Here is a 26,136-nt window from a genome sequence, read left to right on the forward strand (position 1 = left end):
TCATGAATCAGTATTGCAGCGCAGCGCCCACGTTCTTCTTCAACAGCTCCTGGTAAAGATCTGCATAGGGCTCAACGGCTTTATGCCAGTCGAACGGGGCAGCCATGGCGCGGCATCGCATGGCGTTGAGCAATGGCGGGTTGGCAAAGACCTTGAAGGCACGGGTCAGGGCTTCGGTATAGCTTTCCACGGTGGACTCATCGAACAGGAAACCGGTGCAACCGTCTTCGATGGTGTCCGCCAGACCGCCGGTACGACGGGCCACCGGCAACGAACCGAAGCGCTGGGCGTACATCTGGCTCAGGCCGCAAGGCTCGTAACGCGAAGGCATCAGCAGAAAGTCGCTGCCGGCGAACATGCGCCGGGCATCGGTTTCGTTGAAGCCCACACGCACGCTGATCTGACCGGGAAAACGGGCGGCGAGGGCGCGCATGGCGTCTTCTTCATCCGGCTCGCCACGGCCGATGATCGCAATCTGGCCACCGTTGTTGACGATATGTTCGGCAACCCCGATGGTCAGGTCCAGACCCTTTTGATAGACCAGCCTCGATACGACGGCGAACAGGGGGCCCGTCGAAGGTTCGAGTTCGAACAGCTCACGCACGTGATCGGCGTTGATTTCCTTGCGCGTCCATTCATTGGGCGCGAAACGGCAGATCAGGTGTTCATCGGTGGCCGCATCCCAGCTTTCATCGATGCCATTCGGGATCCCGCTCAGTTGGCCGCGATTGGCCTTGCTTTGCAGGAAGCCTTCCAGACCGCAGCCGAAATCGGCAGTGGTGATCTCCTTGGCATAGGTCGCGCTGACCGTAGTGATGTGGCTGGCGTAAGCCATGCCCGCCTTGATGAACGACAGGCGGCCGTAGAACTCCATGCCATCCGGGCCCAGTGCAGAATCCGGAATGCCCAGCTCACGGCTTGACGCGGAGCTGACGAAGCCCTGATACGCCAGGTTGTGAATGGTAAAGATGGTCGGCGTGCTCTGACCGCGCCACTTCATATAAGCAGGCGCCAGACCCGCTGGCCAGTCATGGGCGTGAACCAGTTCCGGGCACCACTGGGTTTTTACCGCACCTGCGGCGAAGTCGGCGGCTGCCAGACCCAGACGGGCAAAACGGATGTGGTTGTCAGACCAGTCGCGGCCATGGTTGTCGCCATAGGGCGTGCCTTCGCGTTCGTACAGTTCCGGGCAGATCAATACATAAATGACCAGGCCGTCTTTCATGTCCATACGGCCGATCTTGCAGGGAGGCAGCGCGGCATGCCCGCTGAGTTCGCTGATGATGTGAATCGGGTTTCCGCTATTGATGACCTGTGGATAGCCGGGAATCAGCACGCGTACATCGTGCAGGTGGCGCATGGCGCGCGGCAGTGCAGCAGACACATCGCCCAGGCCGCCGGTTTTCACCAGATCGGCCATTTCCGAAGTCACGAACAGGATTTTCTTCCTGTTGGCCATCGACATGCCTGGTTGTACAGGGGGCAGTTGCAGCAGGGGTGCGCTCGTCGTTGCGAAGACCGGCAGATGGGTCAGCTCGCTGGCCGGCTGATTAAAACTCTCTCCCTTCTGGGTTTTGACAGCGGCACTAATCATCGTTTTCTCCCATTCGATACGCAGTGTTGGTACAGCACTTGAGTCTTAATTGGCCATGTCCTATGGCCAGACAAACAAGACCTACGCAAGATCGATACCCATTTACCGACTGCATAGTGAAGGACAGGGTGAAAGCGGCCTCTGCTCGGGCTTCAACCAATAGCATAGGCGCTCTATTGTGCTGACCCGGGGCATTTGCAGAAGTTTCGACTTTTTTTCTCGGAAATGTCTGGCATGCGGGATAGCCGCTTTTTGTAGGAAAAAATTCATCTTGCTACACAAACTCCCTGACCGCGGAATGCGCTGTTCTGGCGCACGAAGTCCAAACAAAAACAGTTCATGACCGTCGGTCGGATTGTTCGACAATCAAACCAGTTCGGCTCGGAGAGCATAGCGGGTTGCGACCCTTTTGCGACTGGTCAGTCACTAAAGCCATTGCGTCGCCTTTTCTCGGTGCAGCAGAGAGCGATCCTTGTGCGTATCGAGAAATTTCCTACTTCTGTATCGGGATATTTTGGTGCGGCTCACGGTAGAATCCGGGCCACGCGGTAAATGGGCGCAAAGCCCGATTGCCTGATACCCCCTTGAGTTGTAGAGGAAGTCAATGCAAGCCCCTGAGGTGTTGGTCCTGCAAGCCAGCTATAGCAATCCGGTTCACGCTGAAGCCATCGGCTTCCTGCTCAATCAATACGCCGAAGACGCCATGGGTGGCGGCGAGTCGCTGTCGATGGATACCCGGGAGCAACTGGCGATCGAACTGGCCAAACGTCCTCACGCCTTCAGCGTGCTGGCCTTCATTGCGGGTGAGCCGGTCGGGCTGGTGAACTGCTTCGAAGGGTTTTCCACCTTCGCCTGCCGTCCGCTGGTGAATGTCCACGACGTCGTGGTGATTGCTTCCGCGCGCGGGCAGGGCATCAGCCAGAAGATGCTGAGCAAAGTCGAGGAAATCGCCCGCCAGCGCGGCTGCTGCAAGATCACCCTCGAAGTGCTGGAGGGCAACAAGGTGGCCCAGGGCGCCTATCAGAAGCTGGGCTTCGCCGATTATCAGCTCGACCCGCAGATGGGCCGCGCGCTGTTCTGGCAGAAGTCGCTGTAACCCGCCTCACGCAAATTTGTGGCAGCCCGACCGGGCTGCTACCGGGATTTGGGTCGTTCGACATCCTGGGTTTAACACCGAACTCTGTGGGAGAAGCTGGAGCTGTGCGACAGCCGCGAACAGTTGTGTCAGTCGAACCATCTGTGAGCTGACCCTCCGCAATCGCTGCCGTCGTGGCCTCCGGCGTCTCCCACAGGAGTCTGGTCAGGACACTTGGACCTGCGCAACACCGGATGCGCCTTGGTGCCTGATCCTGCTTATGTGCATAGAGCCGGAGCCCTGCTACAAAAGCGGTGTCAACTGTGCCCCAGCAACACCTGTCAAAACATTTGTAACAGTTATGTCCTGTAAGACACTTCCAAGCGCGGGGTAGGATCGCTTCCCGTATTGAACTCAGGACACCCATGTCTCTTTCACTGGAACCTCCCAGTCGCCGATCACGCTCATTGACTGCTGATCGTCACCCTCTGCACCTTGGCGCTGACCCGCGCTTGATTTACCTGACATCCGCCAGACTCGGCCCACTGCACAGTGCGTCAGGATTTTTCGTGCGTGTCTGTTTATCACTCAAAGGGAATGACTGACCCATGGAATGGCTTGCGGATCCCACGGCCTGGCTAGGCCTGCTGACCCTCATCGTGCTGGAACTGGTGCTGGGCATCGATAATCTGGTGTTCATTGCCATCCTCGCCGACAAGCTCCCCCCCGAGCAGCGTGACCGCGCTCGGGTATTGGGCCTGTCTTTGGCCTTGATCATGCGTCTAGGCTTGCTGGCGAGCATTTCGTGGATGGTGACGCTGACCGAACCGCTGTTTGAGGTCTTCGACAAAAGCTTCTCCGGGCGCGATCTGATCATGCTGTTCGGCGGCATTTTCCTGTTGTTCAAGGCCACCATGGAGTTGCATGAGCGGCTGGAAGGTCATGTCACCCAGCAATCGGGCAGCACGACTTACGCCTTGTTCTGGCCCATCGTCGCGCAGATCGTGGTGCTCGATGCGGTGTTCTCCCTGGATGCAGTGATCACTGCCGTGGGCATGGTCGATGAACTGTCGGTGATGATGATCGCGGTGATTTTCTCGATCGGCATCATGATCATCGCCAGCAAACCCTTGACTGCATTCGTCAACGCGCACCCGACCGTCATCATGCTGTGCCTGGGCTTCCTGATGATGATCGGTTTCAGCCTGACCGCCGATGGCCTGGGCTTTCATATTCCCAAGGGCTATCTGTATGCGGCCATTGGCTTCTCGATCCTGATCGAAGTCTTCAATCAGCTGGCCCGCTCGCGGCGAAAACGCAGCTTGAAGGGCAATCTGCCCCGACGGGAGCGCATGGCCCACGCGGTGCTGCGTTTGCTGGGTGGGCGTAAACCGGGTGTCGAGGAGGTCGGCGAGGACATCGTCGACATGCTCGATGGCGACGCCGAGGACGCGGTTTTCGGCCGCCGCGAGCGAGTGATGATCAGCGGCGTGCTGCAGCTGGCTCAGCGACCGATTCGCAGTGTCATGACTGCGCGTACCGATGTCGACCTGATCGATCTGGCGGACGAGGAGGAGAGCATTCGCCAGCAGTTGATGGCGTCGGCCTACTCGCGATTGCCGCTGATTCGTTCAGGGCGTGTCGAAGAACCGCTGGGCTTCGTGCACAAGAAGGAACTGCTCAACGCATTGCTGGCGGGCAGCAAACCCAATCTTGAGCACCTGACGCGCACCGCGATCAACCTGCTGGACAGCTTCTCGATTCTCAATGCCCTGGACCAGATGCGTGCGCAGTCCACGCATATCGCTTTCGTGGTCAATGAATTTGGCGACTTTGTCGGGATCCTGACCATGACTGACATTCTCGAATCCATCGCGGGCGAGCTGCCGGATGCGAGTGAAGCGCAAGGTCAGGATCTGGTCGAGGAGGGTGAAGGCGTGCTGGTCAATGCCGCCATGAACCTGAGTCATCTGCGTGAGCGAATCGGCTTCAAGGCGCGCGCCACCGATGAGTATCAGACCCTGGCAGGGCTGGTCATGAGCCTGCTCGACCGTTTGCCGGTGACGGGCGACGAGTTGCAGTGGGATGGTTGGTCGTTGAAGGTGGTGATGGTTCAAGAGCGGCGGGTGACCAAGGTCCTGTTGCGCAAGTTATAACGAGGCTTCGCCTCAGCGCTCGGCACACAAAAAAGCCCCGGCTTCTCACGAAGTCGGGGCTTTTGCTATTGCGCCGTTGTCAGATCAGGCGACGTCTACCAAGACGATTTCGCTGTCTTCGATGGCCGTGACCCGCAATACGCGCTCGTCTTCAACCGCCACACCATCTCGGGCCACGGCGCGCAGGCCGTTGACTTCAATGCTGCCAGTGGCAGGTACCAGATACGCGCGGCGGCCTTCATCCAGCGTGTATTCGGCTGTTTCACCGGCCTTGAGGTTCGCGGCCACCAGGCGAGCATTGGCACGAATGCGCAGCTCGATATCGTCATCGGTCTTGCCGCTGGCCAGGGTCACGAAGCCTTCGCGGTTGCCTTTCGGGAATGGCTTGGCACCCCAGGAAGGTGGCGCACCGACCTCGTCCGGCATGATCCAGATCTGGAAGATGCGGGTTTCCTTCGACTCAAGGTTGTACTCGCTGTGGGCCACGCCGGTGCCGGCACTCATCACTTGCACATCACCCGCTTCGGTTCGGCCACGGTTGCCCAGGCTGTCCTCGTGGGTGATAGCGCCTTCACGCACATAAGTGATGATTTCCATGTCGCGGTGCGGGTGACGCGGGAAGCCGGTGCCAGCTTGAATCACGTCGTCGTTCCACACTCGCAATTGGCCCCAGCTCATGCGGCTTGGGTCGTAGTAGTTGGCGAACGAAAAGTGGTGATGGGCGTTCAGCCAGCCGTGATCGGCGCCGCCAAGGGATTTGAAAGGTCGAAGTTGCAGCATGATCAGTTCCTCCATTAGCAGGGCCGGCCTAGGCAGCAGCGCCGCTGGTGATGACTCTTCAGTCGATGGAGCGATCATCTATCAATTATATATCGATAAAAAGCGTAATTTTTGCGTCATTATGATCGAAATATTAAATACTTATCGATTCCTCTATTTATCCTGTTACCTGCACTTGATCGGCTAACCCCCTGACCCGAAAGCATTTCGCTGGAGCTTGACGGCGAATGGGGCGACCATAGGCGCTTTGTCGTTGAACGCTGATATCCGGAGCCCGCGTGTCGCACGATTTCCCCACCGAGCCACCCCACCAGCTGCCGCCTGATCTGTCCGTCCCTGAGCGTCTGCCATTCTTCAAGCGTCTGTTGGCGCGGATGATCGGACGCGGTTTATCAAAAATGCAGGCCCAGCACGTGCCTTCGTGGACCCAGGGCCATGCCGATGGTTTTCTCAATGGTCACGCCGAGGGCATGAACGAGGGTTATGCCGAAGGGCATCTGGACGGCATCGAAGAGGGCCGGCGTGTCCTGGTGATTCGTGACACCCGGCCCGAGGCGCATCGAGGGCCCCGGGTTGACGACCATCTGTTCGACGACTGGCGCCTGCCGCTTCCCAACGAACTGAAAAAACGCATCAAGGCCGATGTCGCCGAGAAGCTGCCTGCTCACGCGCAGCCGACCACGGCGCAATGGAAGATGATCTTCAGCGAAACACCCTCCACGTACGTCATCGCTGGCGCCGGGGCGGGCAAGTCCACCTCGCTGGTGCTCCGGGTCCTGCTGCTCGTTCACTATCTGGGCTTCGAGCTGGATTCGATGACCGTGGTGACCTTCACCCGCGAATCGCGCAAGGACTTCATCAACAAGCTGATCGAGATCATGGCGCTGTGGGGGCACGACCTTTCGCTGCGACAGGCCCGTGATGTGGTGCGCACCTTCCACTCGCGCATTCTGCCGCTGGTGCGCAGCCTGCCGGGCTTCGAACAGTTGCAGGCATTCGAAAACCTCAGCAGTCAGAGTGGTAACCTGTTCGGCGGCAACCTGCTTGACGATGGCGCCGACAGCAACCCGTTCGATCTGCGGATCAACGACGCACAGCGTCAGCAGATGAACCTCTGCTACCGCGATCTGTATGCCGCCAACCAGCGTTTCCGCGAGGTAATGGCGCCTTTGTACAGGCACTCGTTGCAACTCAAGGAGCTGGACCGCGATCACCCGGACGTGCAAAAACGCATTACCGTCATGGGGCTGTCGTCCAGGCGCGATGAAGAACTGTGCGATGTGATCGAGGATTTGTGGATACGCGCCGGGGCCTGGCCGATTCAGGGCGTGGAGCCGATGCGTCAGACTGTCGAGGTCAGCGGACTGACCTTCCATGTGCATGGCTATGCCGCTGAACTGGACGCGTGGATCGTGCTGGGTTTCGACCCCAGCGAAGACCAGCACCTGCGCCGTCCGGACGCCAAACTGCCAGTCTGGGCCGAATGGGTGATCAAGCGCACGCTGTTCCAGGCCTTCTGCCGCAAGCCGGTGATCTGGCTGGAGAACTACGAAGCGTCGCGCGGCATGATGCAGTCGCTCTCTGGCGCGGCAGTGGCGGGGCCGGGCTTCGACTACAAGGTCAAGGGCGAGCTGAGTGCGGCGCCTTTGCTGGACTGCTTCGTGGCAGCTGCCGGGTTCATCGAGAACCTCGGGCTGGACGTTCCGGACGCCGTGTCGCAGATGAGTTTTTCCGATCAGGACCCGGACCGGTTCTTCTTCGAAGGCCTGAGCCTGTTCTGGAAAGCCTTCGAGGATCACTTGCTGGAGCAGACGCCGCCGGTGATGACTTATAACCGGATGTTTTCGCTGTTCGGGGAAAACTCCCCGGAAAACCTCAAGCTGGTCAGCGACGAAGGGCTGCGGCCACTGTCGCACTTGATGATCGACGAGTTTCAGGACGTCTCGCCGCAGATCGTTTCGTGGATCCGCGCCACGCTTCGGGAGATCCGCAGCCGAGGGCCGGCGTTGCATGTCGGCCGTGGCGCGCAGCGATCCTCGTTGTTGTGTGTGGGGGACGACTGGCAGTCGATCTATGGCTGGCGCGGCAGTTCGCCGAAGTTCTTCATGGAATTCCCCAAGGAGTTCCCGTCGCCGGGCACCACCAAGGTCATGCTCAGCGACAACTTCCGCAGCCATCAGCACATCATCGACGCTGCCGAACATATCGTGCGTGCGGCTCCGGCGATCAGCGGCAAGAAGGCCAGGGCCAGCGGCCCGGTCCAGGAGTTGCTGCCGGTCACGGTGCTGGATCGTGATGACGATCGTCTGGTGGCCAGCCTGATCGAGCATTACAACGCCGGGGATTCGGTGCTCCTGCTGTATCGTAAAGGCAGCGAGCGCAGCAAATTGCCGGAGGCGTTGCAGGCGGTGGTCAATGCCGACTACGCCTTGCCGCCCCAAGAGCGTCGCCTCAAGCAACTGACCTACCACAGCTCCAAGGGTTTGCAGGCCGACGCAGTATTCCTGCTCGGCGATTGCCAGCACCTGACCCAGTCGCCTTACAAGAATCAGGTTTACCAGATGGCAGGTCTGGGCAAGGAGGGCGATCTGGAAGCGTTCGATCACGCGCAGAAAGATGAGGTGCTACGCCTGGCCTATGTCGCCATCACCCGCGCGGTGCGCCATTGCTATTGGTTCATCGATGCGGCGGGCAATGACGACGCCGCGATTCCCAAGGCCTCGGCGCGGATTGCCGGGGACAAGGCGTTTTTCGAGGATCGGCGTGGGGTTGTACAGGAGTCGCGAGAATGACTCGGTAGCAGCACGGCTTGACGGCGGTGGCGAGCCTGAGGAATCCACCGCCGCAAGCCGGACTGCTACAGGGGACTGACGAGGCGCTGGCTGGGTGAGGTCAAGCCTGGTTCAGATACAGCGTCTGCTGCGGGGCAAAGGTTTCGAGCTCAAGCTCGATGGCCTCGATGATCCGCTCCACGTCCATGGCATTCATCACCGTCTGGCAGGGTATACCCGCGATGGCGATCACCGTTTCACCGCTGGCCCGGTCGAACAGGCGCGCGACCATACTGCTGGGTGCGTCCATGTTGGCTTCGAAGCCAACCGGATGAAAATGCCAGCGCATCAGCTGGCAGGCATTGGGAAACGTGACTTTGTTCATGGGGCCCACCTCGTTCAATCGAGCAATTCTTAAAGCTCCGCAGGGCAGGAAAACGGTGTCTGTACGCTTGCTTCGAAGAACGGCCAACGCGTGAGCCAGAGCATCGCGTTGCATTGTTCTGTATGACGTACGTCGAAGCGTGGATCCATAGTTCTTGAGTCAGGTAAAGGTAGCACCGACTTCTGACATGGATGGGAAAATAATCCTACAGAAAGAAATAATTTACGTTTCCTTGAGGTCCGTCATATTCCGTTATAGCTGCACGACACTTCCAGTTGCTGCTGAATCGTTATTTGAAGATAAGGCATACGGCCATCATTTCCACTGCCGCTCAGGCAGTGACGCAGGATAACCGCCTCGTGTGAAATCCAGATGAAAAATCACAACTTTGAGCCAGATGTAACACGGAGTTAACACGCAAACGTTTTCTTTTTAATGTCGGATACAACAAAACCCACGTTTTAAAAAAACATTAAAGAGGACTGAATAAATAGGCGGGTCTGGCCGATAGAACAGATGGCGCAGGAGAATTGCCATGGCAGCATTTCACATGGCGGCCATCATTTACCGAAGAGACGAACTGCAGTTTCTGGTGTTTGATCTTCGCATGGACGCACTCAGCCGGATCTTTCAAGAGAGACATTCCATGTCGATAAGAAACATGAACATCGCACCGCGTGCATTTCTGGGGTTCGCCTTCATCGCCGTACTGGTGATCGGGTTAGGCTTTTTTGCGCTCAATCGCATGTCGGTCATTCGACAGGCGACCACCGACATGGAAACCAATCAGCTGCCCAGCGTGGGTTATCTGGGCAACATGCTGGAGAACACGCTGCGCCTGCGCATCACCTCGTTCCGCACCCTGGTCAACCGTGAGCCCGCCGCCCTGCGGGAAACGGATGGGCGTATCGCCGAGCTGATCGGCAAGTTGCAAGACGCTAAAAAGAACTACGCCGCGTTGCCTGCCGAGGGCGAAGAGTTGGCGGTTTATCGTCAATTTGAAGCAACCCTGGCCACCTTTCTTGATGTTCAGGCACAGGTGCTGGACCTGTCTCGTCAGGAAAAGATGGAAGAGATGCGCAACTTGATCAACACGCGCATGAAAGACGCCACCGACCTCATGGGCGTGCAGCTTAATCAGCTCATCACCATTAATAAGCAAAGCGCGGCCGAGGCAACCGTTGTTTCAAAACAACAATATGACGGCGCTAATATCGGCGTTATTTCGGTGTCGGTCATTGCCGCACTCATGACCATCTTTCTGGCCTGGCTGCTGACTAAAAGTATCGTTAACCCGCTGTCTAGAGCGGTGCGTGTTGCCGAAGAAATTGCTGCTGGCGATCTGACCCGACCTATTGAAGTCGACGGCAAGGATGAAGCCACACAGCTGTTGAAGGCTTTGGCGACCATGCAGCAAAACCTGCGTAAGACCATCGAGCTGATTTCCGGCTCGGCCACGCAACTGGCCTCTGCGGCGGAAGAGCTTAGTGCGGTAACGGAAGAATCCTCTCGTGGCCTGCAACAACAGAACAATGAAATCGAACAGGCCGCGACGGCCGTCAACGAAATGACCGCAGCGGTTGAGGAGGTGGCGCGCAATGCGGTGTCGACATCCGAAGCCTCGCAGCGATCCAATCAGACTGCGCGTCAGGGCCGTGATCGAGTGGTCGAGACCGTCAAATCGATTCAGGACATGACCCAGCAGATTCAGGCGACCACCGGCCTGGTGGAAGGTCTGGCGGAGCAGGGGCGCGATATCGGCAAGGTGCTGGATGTGATTCGCTCCATCGCCGAGCAGACCAACTTGCTGGCGCTCAACGCCGCCATCGAAGCGGCACGCGCCGGTGAAGCAGGGCGCGGTTTTGCGGTGGTGGCCGACGAGGTGCGGGCGCTGGCCCATCGCACGGCGCAGTCGACTACTGAAATCGAGCAGATGGTGGCCGGCATCCAGACCCGCACCGGCGATGCGGTGCAGTCGATGTCGCGCAATACCGACAGCACGCGCAGCACCTTGAGCCTGGCCAATTCGGCGGGTGACGCACTGGAACTCATTACCGAGGCGATTTCGCAGATCAACGAGCGCAATCTGGTCATTGCCAGTGCTTCGGAGGAGCAGGCGCAGGTGTCGAGGGAAGTGGATCGCAACCTGGTGAACATTCGCGATCTGGCGGCCCAGACCGCAGCGGGTGCCAACCAGACCAGCGCCGCCAGCCACGAACTGTCGCGTCTGGCGGTGGATCTGAAGGCGATGGTGACGCGTTTTGTGATTTGACCTCACCTGTGGGGTGATGAACGTCTGTAGCAGTGTCTGGCGCGCCGGCGGTATCGATGTTGATGACGCCACCGCCGGCAAGGCGGACTGCTAAAAATCAGCGATTCCAGAGTTCTTCATTCACCAGATTCGCTGGCCGTTCTCCGGCCAGCGCGCTGAGCAGGTTGTCCACGGCACAGCTCGCCATGGCCTCCCGGGTTTCGTGGGTGGCCGAGCCCATGTGCGGCGTCGCCACGACGTTGTCGAGTTTCAACAGTGGCGAATCCGCAGCGATAGGCTCACGCTCGAACACATCCAGACCCGCCGCGCGGATCTGCTTGTTCTGCAGCGCGTGAATCAGTGCCTGTTCGTCCACCACCTTGCCCCGTGCGATATTGATGAAGATCGTCTCGGGGCGCATCTGCGCGAACTGCTCGGCGCCGATCAGCCCTTCGGTCTCTGCGGTCAACGGCAGGGTCAGGCAGACAAAATCCGCTTCCTGCAACAGCGCCTCCAGGCTCCGGTACTGGGCATTGAAGCGCGCTTCCACCGCGGGTTTGCGCGAATGGCTGTGGTAGATCACCGGCATGCCGAACCCGAAGTGGCCCCGTCGTGCGACCGCTTCACCGATCCGCCCCATGCCGATGATCCCGAGCTTTTTGCCGTGCACATCGGTGCCGAAATGCTTCGCTCCGAGGTTCTGGGTCCACTGGCCGTCACGCACCATGCTCGCCAGTTCCACCACACGCCGGGCGGTGGCCATGATCAGCGCAAACCCGGTGTCGGCGGTGGTTTCGGTCAGCACGTCCGGGGTGTTGGTGAGCAAAATGCCGCGCGACGTCAGGTAGTCGATGTCGTAGTTGTCGACACCCACCGAAACGCTCGAAACGGCCTTGAGCTTCGGTGCGAGATCAAGCAGTTGCGCGTCGAGTTTGAGGCTGGCCCCAAGCAAACCGTCCGCTTGCGGCAGGGCATCGCGCAATCGGGCGATGCCGTCAGGGCCTTTGGGATCGTCGATCAGGGTGACTTGCGCCTGTGCCTCCAGGCGCTCCATCAGGGGCGCCGAGAGTTTTTTGTAGAGAACGACATGCTTGTTCATCGAATGATTTCCAGATCAGGGATGCGCAGGCGTGCGACGAACATTCGGCTCATCGCGCACCGGTTTTGTGGAGTTGTCCGGTTTGAGCAGCAGGGTCAGCACCACCGAAACCAGCAGCGCGCCGCTCATGAACAGGTAGGACGCGCTCAGGGTGCCAGTGGCGCCGTTGAGGTAACCGACCAGATACGAACCGGCAAACGAGCCCAGTGCACCGAGGCTGTTGATCAGCGCCATGGCGCCGCCCGCGACGTTCACGGGGAGGATTTCCGGCACAATCGCAAAGAACGGACCATAAGGCGCGTACATGCAGGCGCCGGCGATCACCAGTAGCGTGTAGGACCACCAGAAATGCTCGGTGCCCAGCGCATAGGAGCCGTAGAACGCGATGGCGGCCAGCAGCAGCGGTGGCCAGACGAACAGTTTGCGTTTCTGCAGTTTGTCCGAGGCCCAGGACACCAGCACCATGCCGATCACCGCTGCCAGATATGGCAGCGCCGACAGCCAGCCGGCCTCGACCATGTCCATCTGCATGCCTTTTTTGATGATGGTTGGCAGCCACAGCACGAAACCGTACACGCCGATGCTCCAGCAGAAATACTGCGCAGCCAGCAGCAGGACTTTCGGCGAGCGGAAGGCTTCGGCGTAGTTCTTCACCGGTTTGATGCCAACCTGTTCGGCGTCCAGACGCGCTTGCAGTTCAGTTTTCTCTTCAGCGGTCAGCCACTTGGCCTGAGCCGGGCGCTCGTCCACCAGACGCCACCAGATAAAGGCCCAGATCACCGCAGGCAGACCTTCGACGATGAACATCCAGCGCCAGCTGAAATGCGCCACCAGATAACCCGACACGACCGACATCCAGAGCATGGTCACCGGGTTGCCGAGGATCAGCACGGTGTTGGCCCGGGAGCGTTCAGCCTTGGTGAACCAGTAGCAGAGGTACACCAGCATTGCCGGCATCACCGCCGCTTCGACCACGCCGAGCATGAAGCGAATGCCGATCAGCATGTAGGCGTTGGAGACGATCCCGGTCAGGGTCGCCAGGCCACCCCAGAGAATCAGGCTGACGAAGATCAGCTTCTTCACGCTCTTCTTCTGCGCGTAGATCGCGCCAGGTACTTGAAAGAAGAAGTAGCCGAGGAAGAACAGCGCACCCAGCAACGACGACATGCCGGGGGTGATGTGCAGGTCTTCGGCCATGCCCGAGGCTGCGGCGAAGCCGTAGTTGGCGCGGTCCAGATAGGCCAGGCTGTAGGTGATGAACACGATCGGCATGATTAGCAGCCAGCGACGTTTGAGGCCGGCGTGCTTGACGTTTTCGAGTAGCTTTTCCATTTCAGGCTCCCTGAGCATGTTGTTTTTGTCGCAGCAGGTGAATGGGAACAGTGTGTGCACGCAAATGAATGAGCGAATCAGGCGGTCTGTCGTCGCGGGGATTCGTTGAGTTCGGCGGCTTGCAATGCGGCGCGGGTGGGCAGGCCCTCCATGTCGCCACGGCTCTGAACCGCCTGGCTACCGACCCAGTTACCCCGCGCCGTCGCTTGAGCGAAGCCGAGGTTTTCCAGCAGGGCGCTGATCACGCCCACCGCGAAGCCGTCGCCCGCGCCAACCGTATCGATGACCTTGGCCACTGGAACGCCCGGCACGAAGGCCTCGTTCAGCTGGGTGCGGTAATACGCGCCTTTTGCGCCGAGCTTTATCACTACCGCCTCGACGCCCATGTCCAAATAAAATTTTGCGATGTCGGCAGGGGTGTCGTAGCCGGTCAGCAATTCGCCTTCGGCCATGCCTGGCATGACCCAGTGCGCCAGACTCGCCAGATGGTTGACCTCGCGAATCATCACAGCCTGACTGGACCACAGCGAAGGCCGCAGATTGGGGTCGAACGAGACACTGCGTCCGGCATCGCGCATCTGCGTCATCAGCACATGGGACAGCTCGCGGCAGGTATCCGACAGCGCCGCCGGAATGCCAGTAGCGTGCAGGTGCCGCGCCTTGAGCAGGTCGGGAACGATGTCGTTCACCGAAAGATGGCTGGCCGCCGAACCGCGACGGAAGTATTCGACCACCGGGTCGGCGCCTTCCAGCTCCAGCGACTTGAACTGAAAGCCGGTCGGGTGCGCGGGGTCGACCGCCACATGGCTGCAATCGACGCCTTCCTGTTGCAGGCTGTCGGTCACGAAGCGGCCCATCGAGTCGTTGCCGACCCGGCTCAGCCACGCCACCTTGAAACCCAGCCGCGACAGGCCGATGGCAACGTTGCTGTCGGCGCCGGCGATGCGCTTCTCGTAATGACGAACCTGAGCCAGATCGCCGGTCTGTTCGGCGACCAGCATGGTCATGGTTTCGCCGAAGGAAAGGATATCGATCTCAGACATGGCTCAGGGTCTCGCTGGCGGATTGAACGGCGATGGACGACTGGCCGAGGTGGGCGAGGGCGTCGACCTGAGCCCGGGTCACTTCCAGCAGGTCGTCGCCTTGCAGCGGGTATTCGACCGCGCGAGGCAGGCCGCTGGGCATGTGCTTGAGCAGTTGCTCCCACTGCTGCAGATCGGCGGCTTTTGGTGGCACGGCGATCAGCTTGCCTGCCGCAGTGCGCACTACAGCCTTGCAATGCACGTATTCGACATAGCGGCCCAGCTCCCGCGCGGCGCTGAAGGCAGACTGTTCCTGCCACATCCAGTTGCCGATATCGAAAGTCATGCCAATGGGCATCTGCAGCGCGTCGACGCGGGCGAAGAACTCAGCGAGCGGCGCGATACGACCGCCCTGTGGCGTCTGATCGTTTTCCACCAACAGATGCACGTCGTAACGGGCCAGGCGGTCGGCCAGCGCGGCGACGTCGCTGTCTTCGGTCAGATGGCCCAATGAAACCTTCAGCCAGGCTGCACCACAGGCGCTGGCCCGTTGCAGCGTCGCATCAAGTTGCGGATTCGGTTGATTCTGGCCCTCGAGCCACAGTTCCAGCGGCGCCGAATACAGGCATTCCAGGCCCTGAGCGCGAATGGCTTCGCCGAGGGCTTGCAGGTCTTCGCGACCGCTGAACAGTTCTTCGCGCAGTTCGATGCGGGTCACACCAGCTTCCACCAGCAGCGGAATGAAGCTGGCCTGGCCGCGTTGGCGTACGAGGTCGGCACCGAAGGCGCCCAGGCTGATGGCAACGGGGAATCGATTCATTGTTATTGTCCTCTGAAACCGGTTTCATTTTTCTTCGAGACAACAGCCTCGAAGAAAGTTCTTCAAATCATCAGGTCTGAAGACCTGCGGTAGTGAAAAGGGGGATTCAGGATCGCTGTCGGGTGGAGCCGCGTACGATCAATTCGGCAGGAAAGTCGTAGGTCTTCACCGGCTCCTGATCGCCACGCAAACGGCCGAGCAGGCACTCGAAGGCCGTCACGCCAATGTCGTGGGTCGGTTGCGCCAGGGAAGTGATGCCGCTGCCCACCAAGGGGTACCAGTCCAGGTCATCGAGGGCGATCAGGCCGATGTCGTCGAACAGATGGCAGCCCAGATTGTGCAACTGGCAGGTAGTGCTGAGGGTGGCGACGCCGTTCCCGGTGAACAGGGCTTTGGGGCCATGGCCGGTCTGGGCGAGGAATTCGCGCAGATGATCGCGCAGGTTGTCGCCGGTCTGGTGCACCCTGCCACGCATGCCGGAACGCTGGGCGATTCCTGCCTTGAAGGCGTCAACGCGCTCGACCCGCGAACTGGTGCCGTCTTGCGGTTCGGTCACCATGAGGATGTCGCGATAGCCCGTTTGTTGCAGGTGATCCAGCGCCTGTTTCACCGCTGCGATATTGTTCAGCCCGACCAGATCGCTCTGTAACTGATCGACCTTGCGATCCACCAGCACCATGGGCAGTTCGGTGTGCAGTTCGCGCAGTTCATCCAGATGATGGCCGAGGGTGTTCACGATCAGGCCTTCGATGTTGTACGAGCGCAGCGCTGCCAGATGCAGGCGCTCCTGCTCGTCGTCGCGGTCAGTGTTGCACACCACCAGGCTGTAGCCGTGCTTGCGGCAGGCGGTTTCGACGCCGTGCATCACGGCAATGGAATAGGGGTTGCGGATGTCGGCCACCAGCATGCCGATCAGGCGGGTACGGCCGCGTTTCAGGCCGCGGGCCATCTGGTTGGGGCGATAGCCGAGGGTTTCGATGGCGTGTTCGATGCGTTGGGCTATGGCCTCGGACAGCAGTTGCCGGTCGTCGCCAATGAAGCGCGAGACGCTGGCTTTGGAAACGCCGGCCATGTCGGCGACGTCATTCATGGTGACGCGGGCACGCGTCGGGTTTGACATGTTGTTCACGGCCTGACCCTTTTTTGGATTTATCAGCAGGCTTTTACGAAGAGCGTGTGTTGCTCTGAAACCGGTTTCAGGAAACACCAAAGTGCGTCCGTCGTCAACTCGGGATCGGATGAAAGGTGGAGCGATGTTGGCCGTCGGTCCCGATCCACCGGCTTGCACAGAACCCATGTGGGACGGAGCTTGCTTGCGAATGCAGTGGCTCAGTCACCCTCAGTGCCGGATGTAACGACGCTTTCGCGAGCAAGCTCCCTCCCACAATGGACCGCGACAATTCCCGCAACCGCGTCGATTTCCTGTACTCAGGCGACCGACTCAGAATTTTCGCGGAAAGTAGGAATGAGCAGTTGTCAGCAGCCGTCCCGGTCTGCATGCTGCCTTTTCAATTGTGTTACAGGACCTTTCAGCGCATGTCTGCCACTGCCCGAGATGCCGATTCAGCTTCCCGCCGTTCGGCGACCGTTCTCAGCCTGTGCCTGCCCAGCGATGTCCTGTTGTATCTGTTACTGCCGATGAACGCCGATGCGTTCGGCATCAGCCTGGCGGAGGCGGGGATTCTGCTGGCGGCCAACCGGCTGGTGCGGATTTTCGGCTACAGCTATGTGGTGCGTTTCTACGCCAGGCATGGTGATCGCCCGACCGTGATGCTGGCGGCACTGGTGTCGGCGCTCTGCGCGTTCGGCAACTCGTTCTTCACCGGTTTCTGGTGGCTGCTGATCTTGCGTCTGGGCTGGGGGCTGACGTTCGGCGCGCTTAATCTGTCGACCCAGGCGTTGGCGACTTCCGAACCGGGCGGCGCGGCACGCCGGGCAGGGACTTCGCGGGCGATCATCGCCATCGGGCCGATGCTGGCCTTGCCGATAGGCGCGCTGATCAGCCTGCATTTCGGCCCACGTCTGATTTTCCTGATCCTGGCGTTCTTCTCACTGGCGGCGCTGTGGGTCGCCAAGGGCTTACCGAAGATCCCTCATGCGATGCCGACTGCAACGGGAAGGCGTTTCAGGGCACCGGACAGCATCGCCATGTGGTCCTTCATCGAAGGTGTCGCGCTGGACGGGCTTTTCATTTTTGGCCTGTCGTTGCAGGCGCAAACCGTCCTTGGCGGCAATGCGGTGTTCATCGCCGGCGTGCTGTTGGCGCTGCGTTATGTTTCGGAAATGCTCCTGAGCCCCTTGGGCGGGCGCGCGGCCGCCGCGTTCGGAGCGGTGCGTATGCTGGTGGTGTTTTCCGCGCTGACCACCCTTGCGCTGACGGCGTTCGGCTTCCACTGGCTGATCATCGGTGCAGGCAGTGTGTTGATCCTGCGCGCCCTGCAATTGCCGTTGGTGACCACCCTGGTGGCGGAGCGAAATCCGGGGCCGGGGCGGGTGCAGGCATTGGCCGGCAACGCAGTGTGGCGCGACGTTGGCGCCGGGGTCGGGCCTTTGCTGGCGGGGGTGTTGCTTCCCATCGCGTCGCCGTCCTGGGTCTACAGCATTGCGGGTTTGGCGGTGGTGATCAGCGCCATCATATGCAGCCGCTACAAGGCACGTGAAGTGGTGGCGTGACCGTCTGCTGATACATCCTCTTACATACCATTCGGCGATTAATCCGGAAAATCAGAGGTTTGCGTGCAACCTCTGAGGCAATTTCACCTCTGATGGTCATTCTTCATACGGACATAAAGCTTCGCTAGTCTGCAGTCGCTAGCCAATCGCCAGTTCACAGGGACGTTGCACAGGGCGCAGAGCCCTTCACGCATCATCGGAACACAGGCCATCATGACCTTTTTCAAATCACCCTTGTTTGCCGCCGCGCTCCAGCGCTTCGCTTATTTCCTGTTGCCGATTCTCCTCATCTGCTCAGCGGTGTTCTGGTTCACCGTAGGCCGCGGCGTGCATGCCGAACCTAAAAACGGCACGCAAACCCTGGTGTTCCTGCGCCACGCGGAAAAACCCGACATGGGCCTGGGCCAGCTGAATTGCCAAGGCCTCAATCGCGCCATCGACCTGTCCACGGTCCTGCCGGAGACCTTCGGCAAGGCCGATTTCATCTTCGCCGCGAACCCCAGTCGCCATGTCGAAGAGGGTGCCGGCGATCATTCCTACAGCTACCTGCGGCCGCTGATGACCGTCGGCCCCAGCGCCATCAAACTCGGTTTGCCGGTCAACATCGACTTTGCCGCCAACGACACCAGCGACCTGGCAGACGAGTTCATGCGCGACAAATACCACGACTCCACCATCTACACTGCCTGGTCCCACGGTTACCTGCCGGAGTTGATCAACAAGGTCGCTCAGGAGGCGTCGGGCGAAAAATTGAAGCTGGTCAACGACTGGACGGGCGACGATTTCGACTCGATGCTGGTGCTGACCCTGAAATGGAACAACGGCAAGGCCACGCTGCAGTACGAGAACTACAAGCAGAACCTCAACGGCGGGGCAGTGGGTTGCCCGAGCTGAGTGCTTGGTCCCACCCCTCGACTCTGTAGCAGCCCGGCCGTGCTGCTGCAGAAGCCGCTCCGACTTCAGTTTCGTTGTGTTCTCAGAAGGGCTGCGTTAGCGTTCAGCTGGTCTGAATTCTCCCCCGGCGCTCCCGATGCTCGACACTTCGCACCTCCAGGCCACCCGACTTTTACCGTTCAATCCCCCTTTCGATTGGCAACGCATGCTCGATTTTTTCGCGGCACGGATGACTGCGGGAGTCGAGGCGGTGATCGATGGCGTGTACCTGCGCAATATCGAATTCAAGGGCAGCGTCGGCACGCTGTCAGTAGCGATGGCACCACAACAGGATCACCTGATCGCCACGGTGCACGGGGAGGTGAGCCGGCACATCGATGCACTGGTCGAACCCATTTCCCACATGTTCGACCTGCACGCCAACCCGGATGAGATCGACCAGGGTCTTTCGAGCGATCCGTGGCTGGCATCGCTGGTGCAGACGCGACCCGGATTGCGCGTACCGGGTGCCTTTGCGGGGTTCGAACTGGTGGTGCGGACCATCGTCGGTCAGCAGGTGAGCGTTAAGGGCGCGACCACCATTGTCGGGCGTCTGGTGCAGCGTGCAGGGGTTCAGGTGCCCGAAAGCCCCATCGAGCCACTGGCCTGGCGGTTTCCGACCCCCGATGCGCTGGCACGGGTCGATCTGGACAAGATCGGCATGCCGGGAAAGCGCGTCGAAACCCTGCAACGCGTTGCAGCAGCGGTGGCCAGCGGCGAACTCTCCTTGAACGTCAGCCATGGCGATGACGTCGGTGAGCTGCGTCGTCAGTTGCTGGCGATGCCGGGCATCGGCCCGTGGACGGTTGAATACATCGCCATGCGCGCCTGGCGCGATCCGGATGCATGGCCGGCGTCGGACCTGGTGCTGATGAACCTCATGACCCTGCAGGACCCGAGCCTGACCCGTCTGGCTCTGCACAAAGCGCGGGCCGAAGCCTGGAAACCCTGGCGCGCCTACGCCGCCATGCACATCTGGAATTCCGCAGCCGACGTGGCGGGCAAGGCCAAGGGCGGCTGATCGCGAATTTGATCGCAAGAACTGGATGGCCCGGATAAGCGTGGCGGTTAACATGGGCCCATTCCGACCCGCCTGACGTCATCCAAGGCCAGGTCGACATTCACCAGGAGGCTCGCAATGGCGTTCACCTATCGCTTTATCGAATCCCCGGTCGGGCAGTTGAAGCTGATCGCCAAAGGGCCGTGCCTGGCGGCGATCCTCTGGGAAAACGACCGCCCCAATCGCGTGCCGCTGGGCCACATGAGCGAGGACCAGGGCAGCGCGATTCTTGATCAGGCCGAACGACAGCTCGCCGAGTATTTTGCGGGCACCCGTAACAGCTTCGATCTTGAGCTGGATTTTCACGGCACCGAATTCCAGAAGAAAGTCTGGCAGGCCTTGCTGACCATTCCCTTCGGTGAAACCCGCAGCTACCTCGATATCGCTATTCAGATCGGCAATCCGGCGGCGGTGCGTGCAGTGGGCGCGGCCAATGGCAAGAACCCGATTTCCATCGTTGCGCCTTGTCACCGGGTGATCGGCAGTTCGGGCGCGCTGACCGGTTTTGCCGGTGGTCTGGCGGCCAAGGAGTTGTTGCTGACGCTGGAAGGCGGGATGCCGCAGCCAGCCAAAAAGCGCCGCAATGATGTCCCCTCTACTCAGGCTTCGCTGTTCTAGACTCATTCGTTCTGCTCGCACACCACACGTATTCAATGGAGATGAACATGCCTGCTTCTGCCAAAGCGTTTCGTGACCTGCACCATCAATCCACCGTTCTGCGTCTGCCCAATGCCTGGGATGCGGGAAGCGCACGCCTGCTTGAAAACCTCGGCGCCACCGCAGTGGCGACCACCAGCGCAGGTGTGGCCTGGTCTCAAGGCTATGCCGATGGCCGGGTATTTCCGATAGAGGTGGCAGTCAGTGTGGCAGCGAGCATCGTGCGCATCATCAAGGTGCCGCTGTCGGTGGACATGGAGAACGGCTATTCGGATGAGCCGCTGAGGGTCGCGGAAAACGTCAAGCGGGTGCTGGATGTCGGCGCGGTGGGCATCAACCTGGAAGACGGCCCCGATGCTCCCGAATTGCTGGCGCGCAAGATCGAAGCGATCAAGGAAATGGCGGCGAAGAACAACTTGGATGTGTTCATCAATGCCCGTGCCGATGTGTATCTGGCCAACCTGGTGGATGACGCGTCCAAGGTCGAAGAAACCTTGAAGCGTGGCCGGTTGTACCAGCAGGCGGGGGCTGACGGGTTGTTCGTCCCGGCGGTGATCGATGTCGAAGCAATCAGGGCCATCGTTCAGGGGGCTGATTTGCCGATCAACGTGCTTGCACGTCCCGGGCTGCCGGTCGCTGATGAACTGGCAAAACTTGGGGTGCACCGTCTGAGCGCAGGCTCTGCTGTGGCCCAGACATTGTGGGGGCATGCGCAGGAACTGGCCCGTGGTTTCCTTGAAGAAGGGCGTTCGGAGGCGGTGACTCAGAGCAGCATGACCTATCCGCAGATTCAGGCGTTGTTCGGGCATTGATGGCAGATTAGTCGCGATGCCCCAAGTCGCGGCTGATCTTCGCGCTGCATTCGAGCAACAAGCCCAGAAACCTTTCCTTCGCACCTGCCGGGTCCATCACGGCATCGGGCCCGGACAGGTTGATTGCGGCAGCGACCTTGCCGTTGTGATCTTTTACCGCAGTCGCGATCGCCGTCGAATAATCCGAGCGATGCAGCACCCATCCCAGGTTCCGGTCGCCCTCGATCAGCGCCTGTAGTTCCGGCAAGGTTCGCGGCGCGGGTGTCGGGTAGTCGTCAAGCCGAATATGCTGGTAGAGCGCGCCCAGCTCGTTATCGCTCAGCGCGGTCAGCAGCATGCGGCCCATGGCCGTGCAGTGACAGGCGATGCGTGTGCCCACGGGGATGTTCACCGACAGCCTTTGCGCCGCGAAGGCACGGTACAGATAGAGACTGTCGGTGTGTTCGCGAATGCTCAGATGGCAGGACAGCGAGGTGCGATCCCGCAGTTCGTTGAGGTGCGGCATCGCGACTTCAACGATGTCGCGACTGGCCAGATAGCTGAAGCCATCGCTGATCACCCGCGCGCCGAGTTCGTACTGAGTGTTGTGCTTGTTCAGGTAGCCCATGTTGGTCAGGGTGAACAGGATGCGGTACACCGCCGACGTGCTCACGCCAAGCCGCTCGGCGATCTCCTGAATGCTCAGGCTACGCGTCCGGGCATTGAACATGCCCAGCACACTCAGGCCGCGGGCGAGGGCGGGGACGCTGTAGTCGGTGTCCTTTTCCGGAGTTTCGAGGATGTTCATGACGGGCTCCATACTGTGCAGAATTCGTAGCAGCGCGGCGTGCCTGCGGTGACATGCTTGTTATCGCCACTGCCGGCAAGCCTTGCTGCTACAGAGGCAGTGGTCAGCGGCAGAGTGAGTCAACCCCCAACAACTGCCCATCAAACTCGGCCATGGCATCCAGCATCGCAGCCTTGAAATACTCAAGGGACGCCCGGTCGAACAGGATCTGAAACGCAGGCGCCCCCTGTTCACCAAGGTTGATCACGATCACGTTGATCCGCGCCGCCGACGTCTGTGCAACCGCACCCGCTGCGAACGCCTGTGGGCGCAGGTCGACGCCACACAGTTTCGCCATCACCTCGGCAATGCATGTCCCGCTCAATTGAAGCCAGGCGTGGCTGTCCTCGCGAGGCAGCAGGTAGTTGGCGCTGTGGTCCAGCTCCCAGCGTGCTTCTTCGTCGGCGACGCGTTCGCCACGATCACCCAGGCTGCCGAGGATGAAGTACTCAGTCTGCGACAGGCGCGCGACGTGGCTGCCGTCGGCCTGAGTCACGGCGCGGTTGGGAGCATCAGGCAGTTCGAAGCCACGGGCTTGCAGGTATTCGGCACTGTGCTGGCCACGAAAACCGACCCGCGGGATGTCAGTCAGGTCGACCAGTGCGCACTTTGCAAGCGCGCCGAGTGGTAGAGGTGCGCACGCCCGTTGGCTTTGTGCAGTAAGGCTGGACATTGTCAGAGCTCCTGGCGCTGGTTTTCAGGGTCGAAGAAGGGCAGTTTCACCACGGTGGCCTGGACGACTACGCCGCCCTCGACCCGAATCGGAATCTGCTGCCCTGGCTGGCTTTGATCGAAGTTGGCGTAAGCCAGGCCGATGATCTTGTCGAGTGATTGCGAGTATTCGCAGGAGGTCACGTTGCCGCTGATGTCCGGCCCGCTGCTTCCTGAATGAGTCAGCACCAGATGGCCTTCCAGCGGTTGCGGGCTGGCTTTGGGCAGGGTGAAACCCACCAGTTTGCGTTTCTGTGGCTGGGCTTCGAGGATGTCCACCGAGCGGCGTCCCACGAAGAACGGCTTGGTACGACTGACCGCCCAGCCCATGTCGATCTCGGCCGGGTGGGTCATGCCGTCGGTGTCCTGACTGATGATCACGTGGCCTTTTTCCAGCCGTAGCAGACGCTGAGTTTCGACGCCGAAAGGACGAATGTCGAAGTCCTTGCCAGCCGCCATCAGCGCATCCCACAGCTTCAGCGCATGACGCGCGGGAACGTGAATTTCATAGCCCAGTTCACCCACGAAACCGACGCGCAACAGCCGCGCCTTGATCCCGGCCACGGTGCCCTGACGTACGCCCAGATACGGGAAGCCTTCTGCCGACAGATCCAGATCGTGACAGACCTTCTCCAGCACCTTGCGTGAATCCGGACCCGCCACGTTGACCGCTGAAATCGCTGCGGTGACGTTGGCGATGTCGACGTTCAAGCGCCATTGCGCATTCCACTTGAGCATCTGCTGATAAATGCGATCCACGCCGCTGGTGGTGGCGGTGACGTAGAAATGGTTTTCGCCGAAGCGCGCGCAGACGCCGTCGTCGATCACCACGCCGTGTTCGTTGGTCATCAGCGCGTAGCGCGAACGGCCGATCGGCTGTTTGAGGAAGGCGAAGGTGTACATGCGATTGAGCAGTTCGGCAGCATCCGGGCCGCGCACGTCCAGACCGCCGAGGGTGGAAACGTCGATTATCCCGACCTTGTTGCGCACGTGCAGCGCTTCGGCCTGCATGCACGTGTCGCGCTCGCTGGCCTTACCGTAAAACGCAGGGCGCTGCCAGATCCCGGCAGGCATCATCTTGGCCCCGGCGTCCAGGTGCCGCTTGTGCATCGGGGTCTGGCGGTACGGGTCGAACGCACGGCCAGCGACGTGGGCCAGTTTCTCCGCCTCGAAAGGAGGACGGGCAGTGGTGACGCCGGTTTCACTGATACTGCGCTGGGTGGAAGCCGCCACCAGACGCGCAGTCGGCAGGGCCGAATGACGACCCTGCGACGGCCCCATGCCAACCGTGGAGTAGCGCTTGACCAGTTGCAAGTCGCGGTAGCCGATCTTGGTGGCATCGATGATGTCGCGCACTTGCAGGTCTTCATCGAAATCGACGAAATCCTTGCCCTTGGGGTGAGGGAAAATCGGCCACGGAAAATTGACCTGCGCTTCGGGGCGCATCGGCAAGGGCTTGGTGGCCAGTTCCAGGTTCAAGGCCATGACGATATCGGCAGCAGCATGAACGGCATCGGCCAGCACATTGTCCAGCGCGTGGTAGCCGTGGGCTGAACCTGCAACCGTCAGGTTTTTCGGCAGGCCGCTCAGGGTGAACTCAGCCAGGTGATCGTCGTAGGCCAGTTTGCCGCCGGCCTGACACAGCAGCTGATAAACCGGCATGTAGCCGCCGGACATGCACAGCAGGTCGCAATCGAGGGTCAGCCCGCTGTTCGCGACCTGTCCCTGACCGGTGATCTTGCGGATGTCGGCGCCGCTGACGTGGCGCATGCCTTTTTCGTGCAGGGCCTCGAATACCGTGCTGCCGAGATGGCAGGTGATGCCGCGCTTTTCCAAGGCCAGCAGCAGCGTGCGATCAGCAGGATTACCACGCATGTCGACCAGCGCTGCGACTTCGACACCCTGCTCCTGCAGATCAAGAGCGGCGAGGTAACCATCGTCATTGCCGGTCAGCACCACGGCGCGTTTGCCCGGTTTGACCGCGTAGAGTTTCATCAAACGCTGAGCGGCGCTGGTCAGCATCACGCCCGGCAAGTCGTTGTTGCGGAAGATCACCGGCTGATCGAACGAGCCGCTGGTGATCAGGCACTGCGTCGCGCGGACCTTATACATGCGCTTGCCTTGAATCACCGGCAGGTAGTTGTCGGTGAACCAGGCGTTGCAAGTGGCCTTTTTCAGCACCTGAATGTTGGCGTGGCCCTCGACTGCATTGACCAGCTCACGACGCAGGGTTTCAGCGCGGGCGCCTTCTATGTCAAAGCGTGCGTAGGTCAACGAACCACCGAGCACCGGCTGTTGTTCGACCAGCAGTACCTTGGCGCCGGCGTTGGCGGCGGTCAGTGCCGCTTGCAACCCGGCCGGGCCTGCGCCAATCACCGCAAGGTCTGCGAACAGATAGGCCTTGTCGTAATACTCGGGCTGGAATTTCAGGTCGAGCACGCCCAGACCAGCTTTCTTGCGAATGATTGGCTCCCACAGCTTCCACGCGCCCTTGGGTTTGTAGAACGAGCGGTAGTAGAAGCCCACCGGCATGAACTTCGAGAATTTGCCGAGGTAGGCGTCCTTGTCGTTGTCCAGCGAGCCGTTGAAGTTCTGCCCGGTGACTTGCACGCCGTTTTCCAGCAGGTGACTGTCGGCCAGCACGTTAGGCTCACTCGGCAGTTGCACCAGGGTGTTGGCGTCCTGGCCGGCCATGGTCAGCGGGCCGCGCGGGCGGTGGTACTTGAACGAGCGGGACAGCAGGAAACGGCCGTTGGCGAGCAGGGCGCTGGCGATGCTGTCGCCCGCAAAGCCCTGATAGGGTTTGCCGTCGAAACTGAAAGCCAGCGGCTGATTGCGGTCGATCAGCAGGCCCATGGGAGCGGCTAGACGGCTCATTGGGCGTTCTCCTTGGTGGCGGCGGCGTTGAATTCGACTCGGCTGTTAAAGACTTCCTTCGGATCGAAGGTGCGCAGGATTTCATCGCTGCCGGTGTGGCGTTCGGCGAGAAACCAGTAGCTGGACGGGTTGTGCATCCACCACTCGCGAACCACGCCCAACGTGTCTTCGCTGTTGAACACGTAATCGGCCCACTCGGCATCGGTGCAGGTCTGCGGATCGGGCATCTGCTTGAACTCGCCGCCGTAGGTGAATTCGCTGATATTGCGCGGCCCGTTGAGGGGGCATGTCATGACTTTCAT

The 26,136-nt window shown here is 60.3% G+C and carries 21 protein-coding genes; 9 read left to right on the forward strand and 12 right to left on the reverse strand.

The features are described 5' to 3' along the window. Window positions 1-7 precede the first annotated feature (7 nt). Window positions 8-1,594 carry a glycogen synthase GlgA gene (gene glgA / locus BWR59_RS25290; RefSeq protein ID WP_081568424.1) on the reverse strand — a complete coding sequence of 529 codons (1,587 nt, stop codon included), beginning with the start codon at window positions 1,592-1,594 and terminating at the stop codon, window positions 8-10. A 604-nt stretch (window positions 1,595-2,198) separates the two neighbouring features. On the opposite strand from glgA, the gene BWR59_RS25295 reads away from it, so the two are divergent. Next, a complete protein-coding gene (locus BWR59_RS25295; RefSeq protein WP_081568425.1) occupies window positions 2,199-2,690 on the forward strand; it encodes a GNAT family N-acetyltransferase in 492 nt (163 codons plus the stop codon). A 587-nt stretch (window positions 2,691-3,277) separates the two neighbouring features. Continuing rightward, the gene (locus BWR59_RS25300; RefSeq protein WP_081568426.1) at window positions 3,278-4,825 is read left to right on the forward strand and encodes a TerC family protein; all 1,548 of its coding nucleotides are present in this window, start codon (window positions 3,278-3,280) and stop codon (window positions 4,823-4,825) included. 84 nt (window positions 4,826-4,909) lie between these two features. Here BWR59_RS25300 and BWR59_RS25305 read toward each other — a convergent pair whose 3' ends face one another. Continuing rightward, entirely contained in the window at window positions 4,910-5,605 is a 696-nt protein-coding gene (locus BWR59_RS25305) for a pirin family protein (protein WP_081568633.1), read from the reverse strand. 278 nt (window positions 5,606-5,883) lie between these two features. On the opposite strand from BWR59_RS25305, the gene BWR59_RS25310 reads away from it, so the two are divergent. Next, window positions 5,884-8,397 carry a UvrD-helicase domain-containing protein gene (locus BWR59_RS25310; protein WP_168184533.1) on the forward strand — a complete coding sequence of 838 codons (2,514 nt, stop codon included), beginning with the start codon at window positions 5,884-5,886 and terminating at the stop codon, window positions 8,395-8,397. Between the two features lie 100 nt (window positions 8,398-8,497). Here the strand turns inward: BWR59_RS25310 and BWR59_RS25315 are convergent, their stop codons facing one another. Then, the gene (locus tag BWR59_RS25315) at window positions 8,498-8,779 is read right to left on the reverse strand and encodes a DUF1652 domain-containing protein (protein ID WP_081568427.1); all 282 of its coding nucleotides are present in this window, start codon (window positions 8,777-8,779) and stop codon (window positions 8,498-8,500) included. Window positions 8,780-9,407: 628 nt separating this feature from the next. On the opposite strand from BWR59_RS25315, the gene BWR59_RS25320 reads away from it, so the two are divergent. After that, window positions 9,408-11,033: a methyl-accepting chemotaxis protein gene (locus BWR59_RS25320; RefSeq protein WP_081568635.1), complete on the forward strand. Its 1,626-nt coding sequence runs from the start codon at window positions 9,408-9,410 to the stop codon at window positions 11,031-11,033. A gap of 97 nt (window positions 11,034-11,130) precedes the next feature. Here BWR59_RS25320 and BWR59_RS25325 read toward each other — a convergent pair whose 3' ends face one another. The 5 genes from BWR59_RS25325 to BWR59_RS25345 all read right to left on the reverse strand — a co-directional run bounded on the left by BWR59_RS25325 (window position 11,131) and on the right by BWR59_RS25345 (window position 16,414). Then, the gene (locus BWR59_RS25325; protein WP_081568428.1) at window positions 11,131-12,111 is read right to left on the reverse strand and encodes a D-glycerate dehydrogenase; all 981 of its coding nucleotides are present in this window, start codon (window positions 12,109-12,111) and stop codon (window positions 11,131-11,133) included. A gap of 15 nt (window positions 12,112-12,126) precedes the next feature. Continuing rightward, window positions 12,127-13,443, reverse strand: a complete 1,317-nt coding sequence (locus BWR59_RS25330; RefSeq protein WP_081568429.1) for an MFS transporter — start codon at window positions 13,441-13,443, stop codon at window positions 12,127-12,129. Between the two features lie 77 nt (window positions 13,444-13,520). Further along, window positions 13,521-14,486, reverse strand: coding sequence for a sugar kinase (locus BWR59_RS25335; RefSeq protein ID WP_081568430.1), 966 nt, complete (start codon window positions 14,484-14,486; stop codon window positions 13,521-13,523). After that, a complete protein-coding gene (locus BWR59_RS25340) occupies window positions 14,479-15,285 on the reverse strand; it encodes a TIM barrel protein (RefSeq protein WP_081568431.1) in 807 nt (268 codons plus the stop codon). The genes BWR59_RS25335 and BWR59_RS25340 overlap by 8 nt, the downstream gene beginning before the upstream one ends. Before the next feature lie 106 nt (window positions 15,286-15,391). Next, window positions 15,392-16,414, reverse strand: coding sequence for a LacI family DNA-binding transcriptional regulator (locus tag BWR59_RS25345; RefSeq protein WP_081568636.1), 1,023 nt, complete (start codon window positions 16,412-16,414; stop codon window positions 15,392-15,394). Between the two features lie 407 nt (window positions 16,415-16,821). Between BWR59_RS25345 and BWR59_RS25350 the strand changes: the two genes are divergently transcribed. The 5 genes from BWR59_RS25350 to BWR59_RS25370 all read left to right on the forward strand — a co-directional run bounded on the left by BWR59_RS25350 (window position 16,822) and on the right by BWR59_RS25370 (window position 21,420). Continuing rightward, window positions 16,822-17,958 (forward strand): MFS transporter, encoded by a 1,137-nt coding sequence (locus tag BWR59_RS25350; protein ID WP_081568637.1) that lies wholly within the window; start codon window positions 16,822-16,824, stop codon window positions 17,956-17,958. Window positions 17,959-18,171: 213 nt separating this feature from the next. Next, complete coding sequence (locus BWR59_RS25355; RefSeq protein ID WP_081568432.1) at window positions 18,172-18,852, forward strand: hypothetical protein; 681 nt, start codon at window positions 18,172-18,174, stop codon at window positions 18,850-18,852. A gap of 136 nt (window positions 18,853-18,988) precedes the next feature. Further along, window positions 18,989-19,912 carry a DNA-3-methyladenine glycosylase gene (locus BWR59_RS25360; protein ID WP_081568433.1) on the forward strand — a complete coding sequence of 308 codons (924 nt, stop codon included), beginning with the start codon at window positions 18,989-18,991 and terminating at the stop codon, window positions 19,910-19,912. Window positions 19,913-20,029: 117 nt separating this feature from the next. Continuing rightward, on the forward strand, window positions 20,030-20,569 hold the full coding sequence (locus BWR59_RS25365; RefSeq protein ID WP_081568434.1) for a methylated-DNA--[protein]-cysteine S-methyltransferase: 540 nt from the start codon (window positions 20,030-20,032) through the stop codon (window positions 20,567-20,569). Between the two features lie 47 nt (window positions 20,570-20,616). Beyond that, entirely contained in the window at window positions 20,617-21,420 is an 804-nt protein-coding gene (locus BWR59_RS25370; protein WP_081568435.1) for an isocitrate lyase/phosphoenolpyruvate mutase family protein, read from the forward strand. A gap of 7 nt (window positions 21,421-21,427) precedes the next feature. Here BWR59_RS25370 and BWR59_RS25375 read toward each other — a convergent pair whose 3' ends face one another. The 4 genes from BWR59_RS25375 to BWR59_RS25390 all read right to left on the reverse strand — a co-directional run bounded on the left by BWR59_RS25375 (window position 21,428) and on the right by BWR59_RS25390 (window position 26,136). Beyond that, window positions 21,428-22,207, reverse strand: coding sequence for an IclR family transcriptional regulator (locus BWR59_RS25375; RefSeq protein WP_081568436.1), 780 nt, complete (start codon window positions 22,205-22,207; stop codon window positions 21,428-21,430). A 103-nt stretch (window positions 22,208-22,310) separates the two neighbouring features. Further along, the gene (locus BWR59_RS25380; RefSeq protein WP_081568437.1) at window positions 22,311-22,919 is read right to left on the reverse strand and encodes a sarcosine oxidase; all 609 of its coding nucleotides are present in this window, start codon (window positions 22,917-22,919) and stop codon (window positions 22,311-22,313) included. Window positions 22,920-22,921: 2 nt separating this feature from the next. Beyond that, window positions 22,922-25,834, reverse strand: coding sequence for a 2Fe-2S iron-sulfur cluster-binding protein (locus BWR59_RS25385; RefSeq protein ID WP_081568438.1), 2,913 nt, complete (start codon window positions 25,832-25,834; stop codon window positions 22,922-22,924). After that, complete coding sequence (locus BWR59_RS25390; RefSeq protein WP_081568439.1) at window positions 25,831-26,136, reverse strand: sarcosine oxidase subunit delta; 306 nt, start codon at window positions 26,134-26,136, stop codon at window positions 25,831-25,833. Before BWR59_RS25390 ends, BWR59_RS25385 begins: the two co-directional genes overlap by 4 nt.

Origin of the sequence: Pseudomonas sp. Bc-h (assembly GCF_002080045.1) — a bacterium.
Classification (GTDB): domain Bacteria; phylum Pseudomonadota; class Gammaproteobacteria; order Pseudomonadales; family Pseudomonadaceae; genus Aquipseudomonas.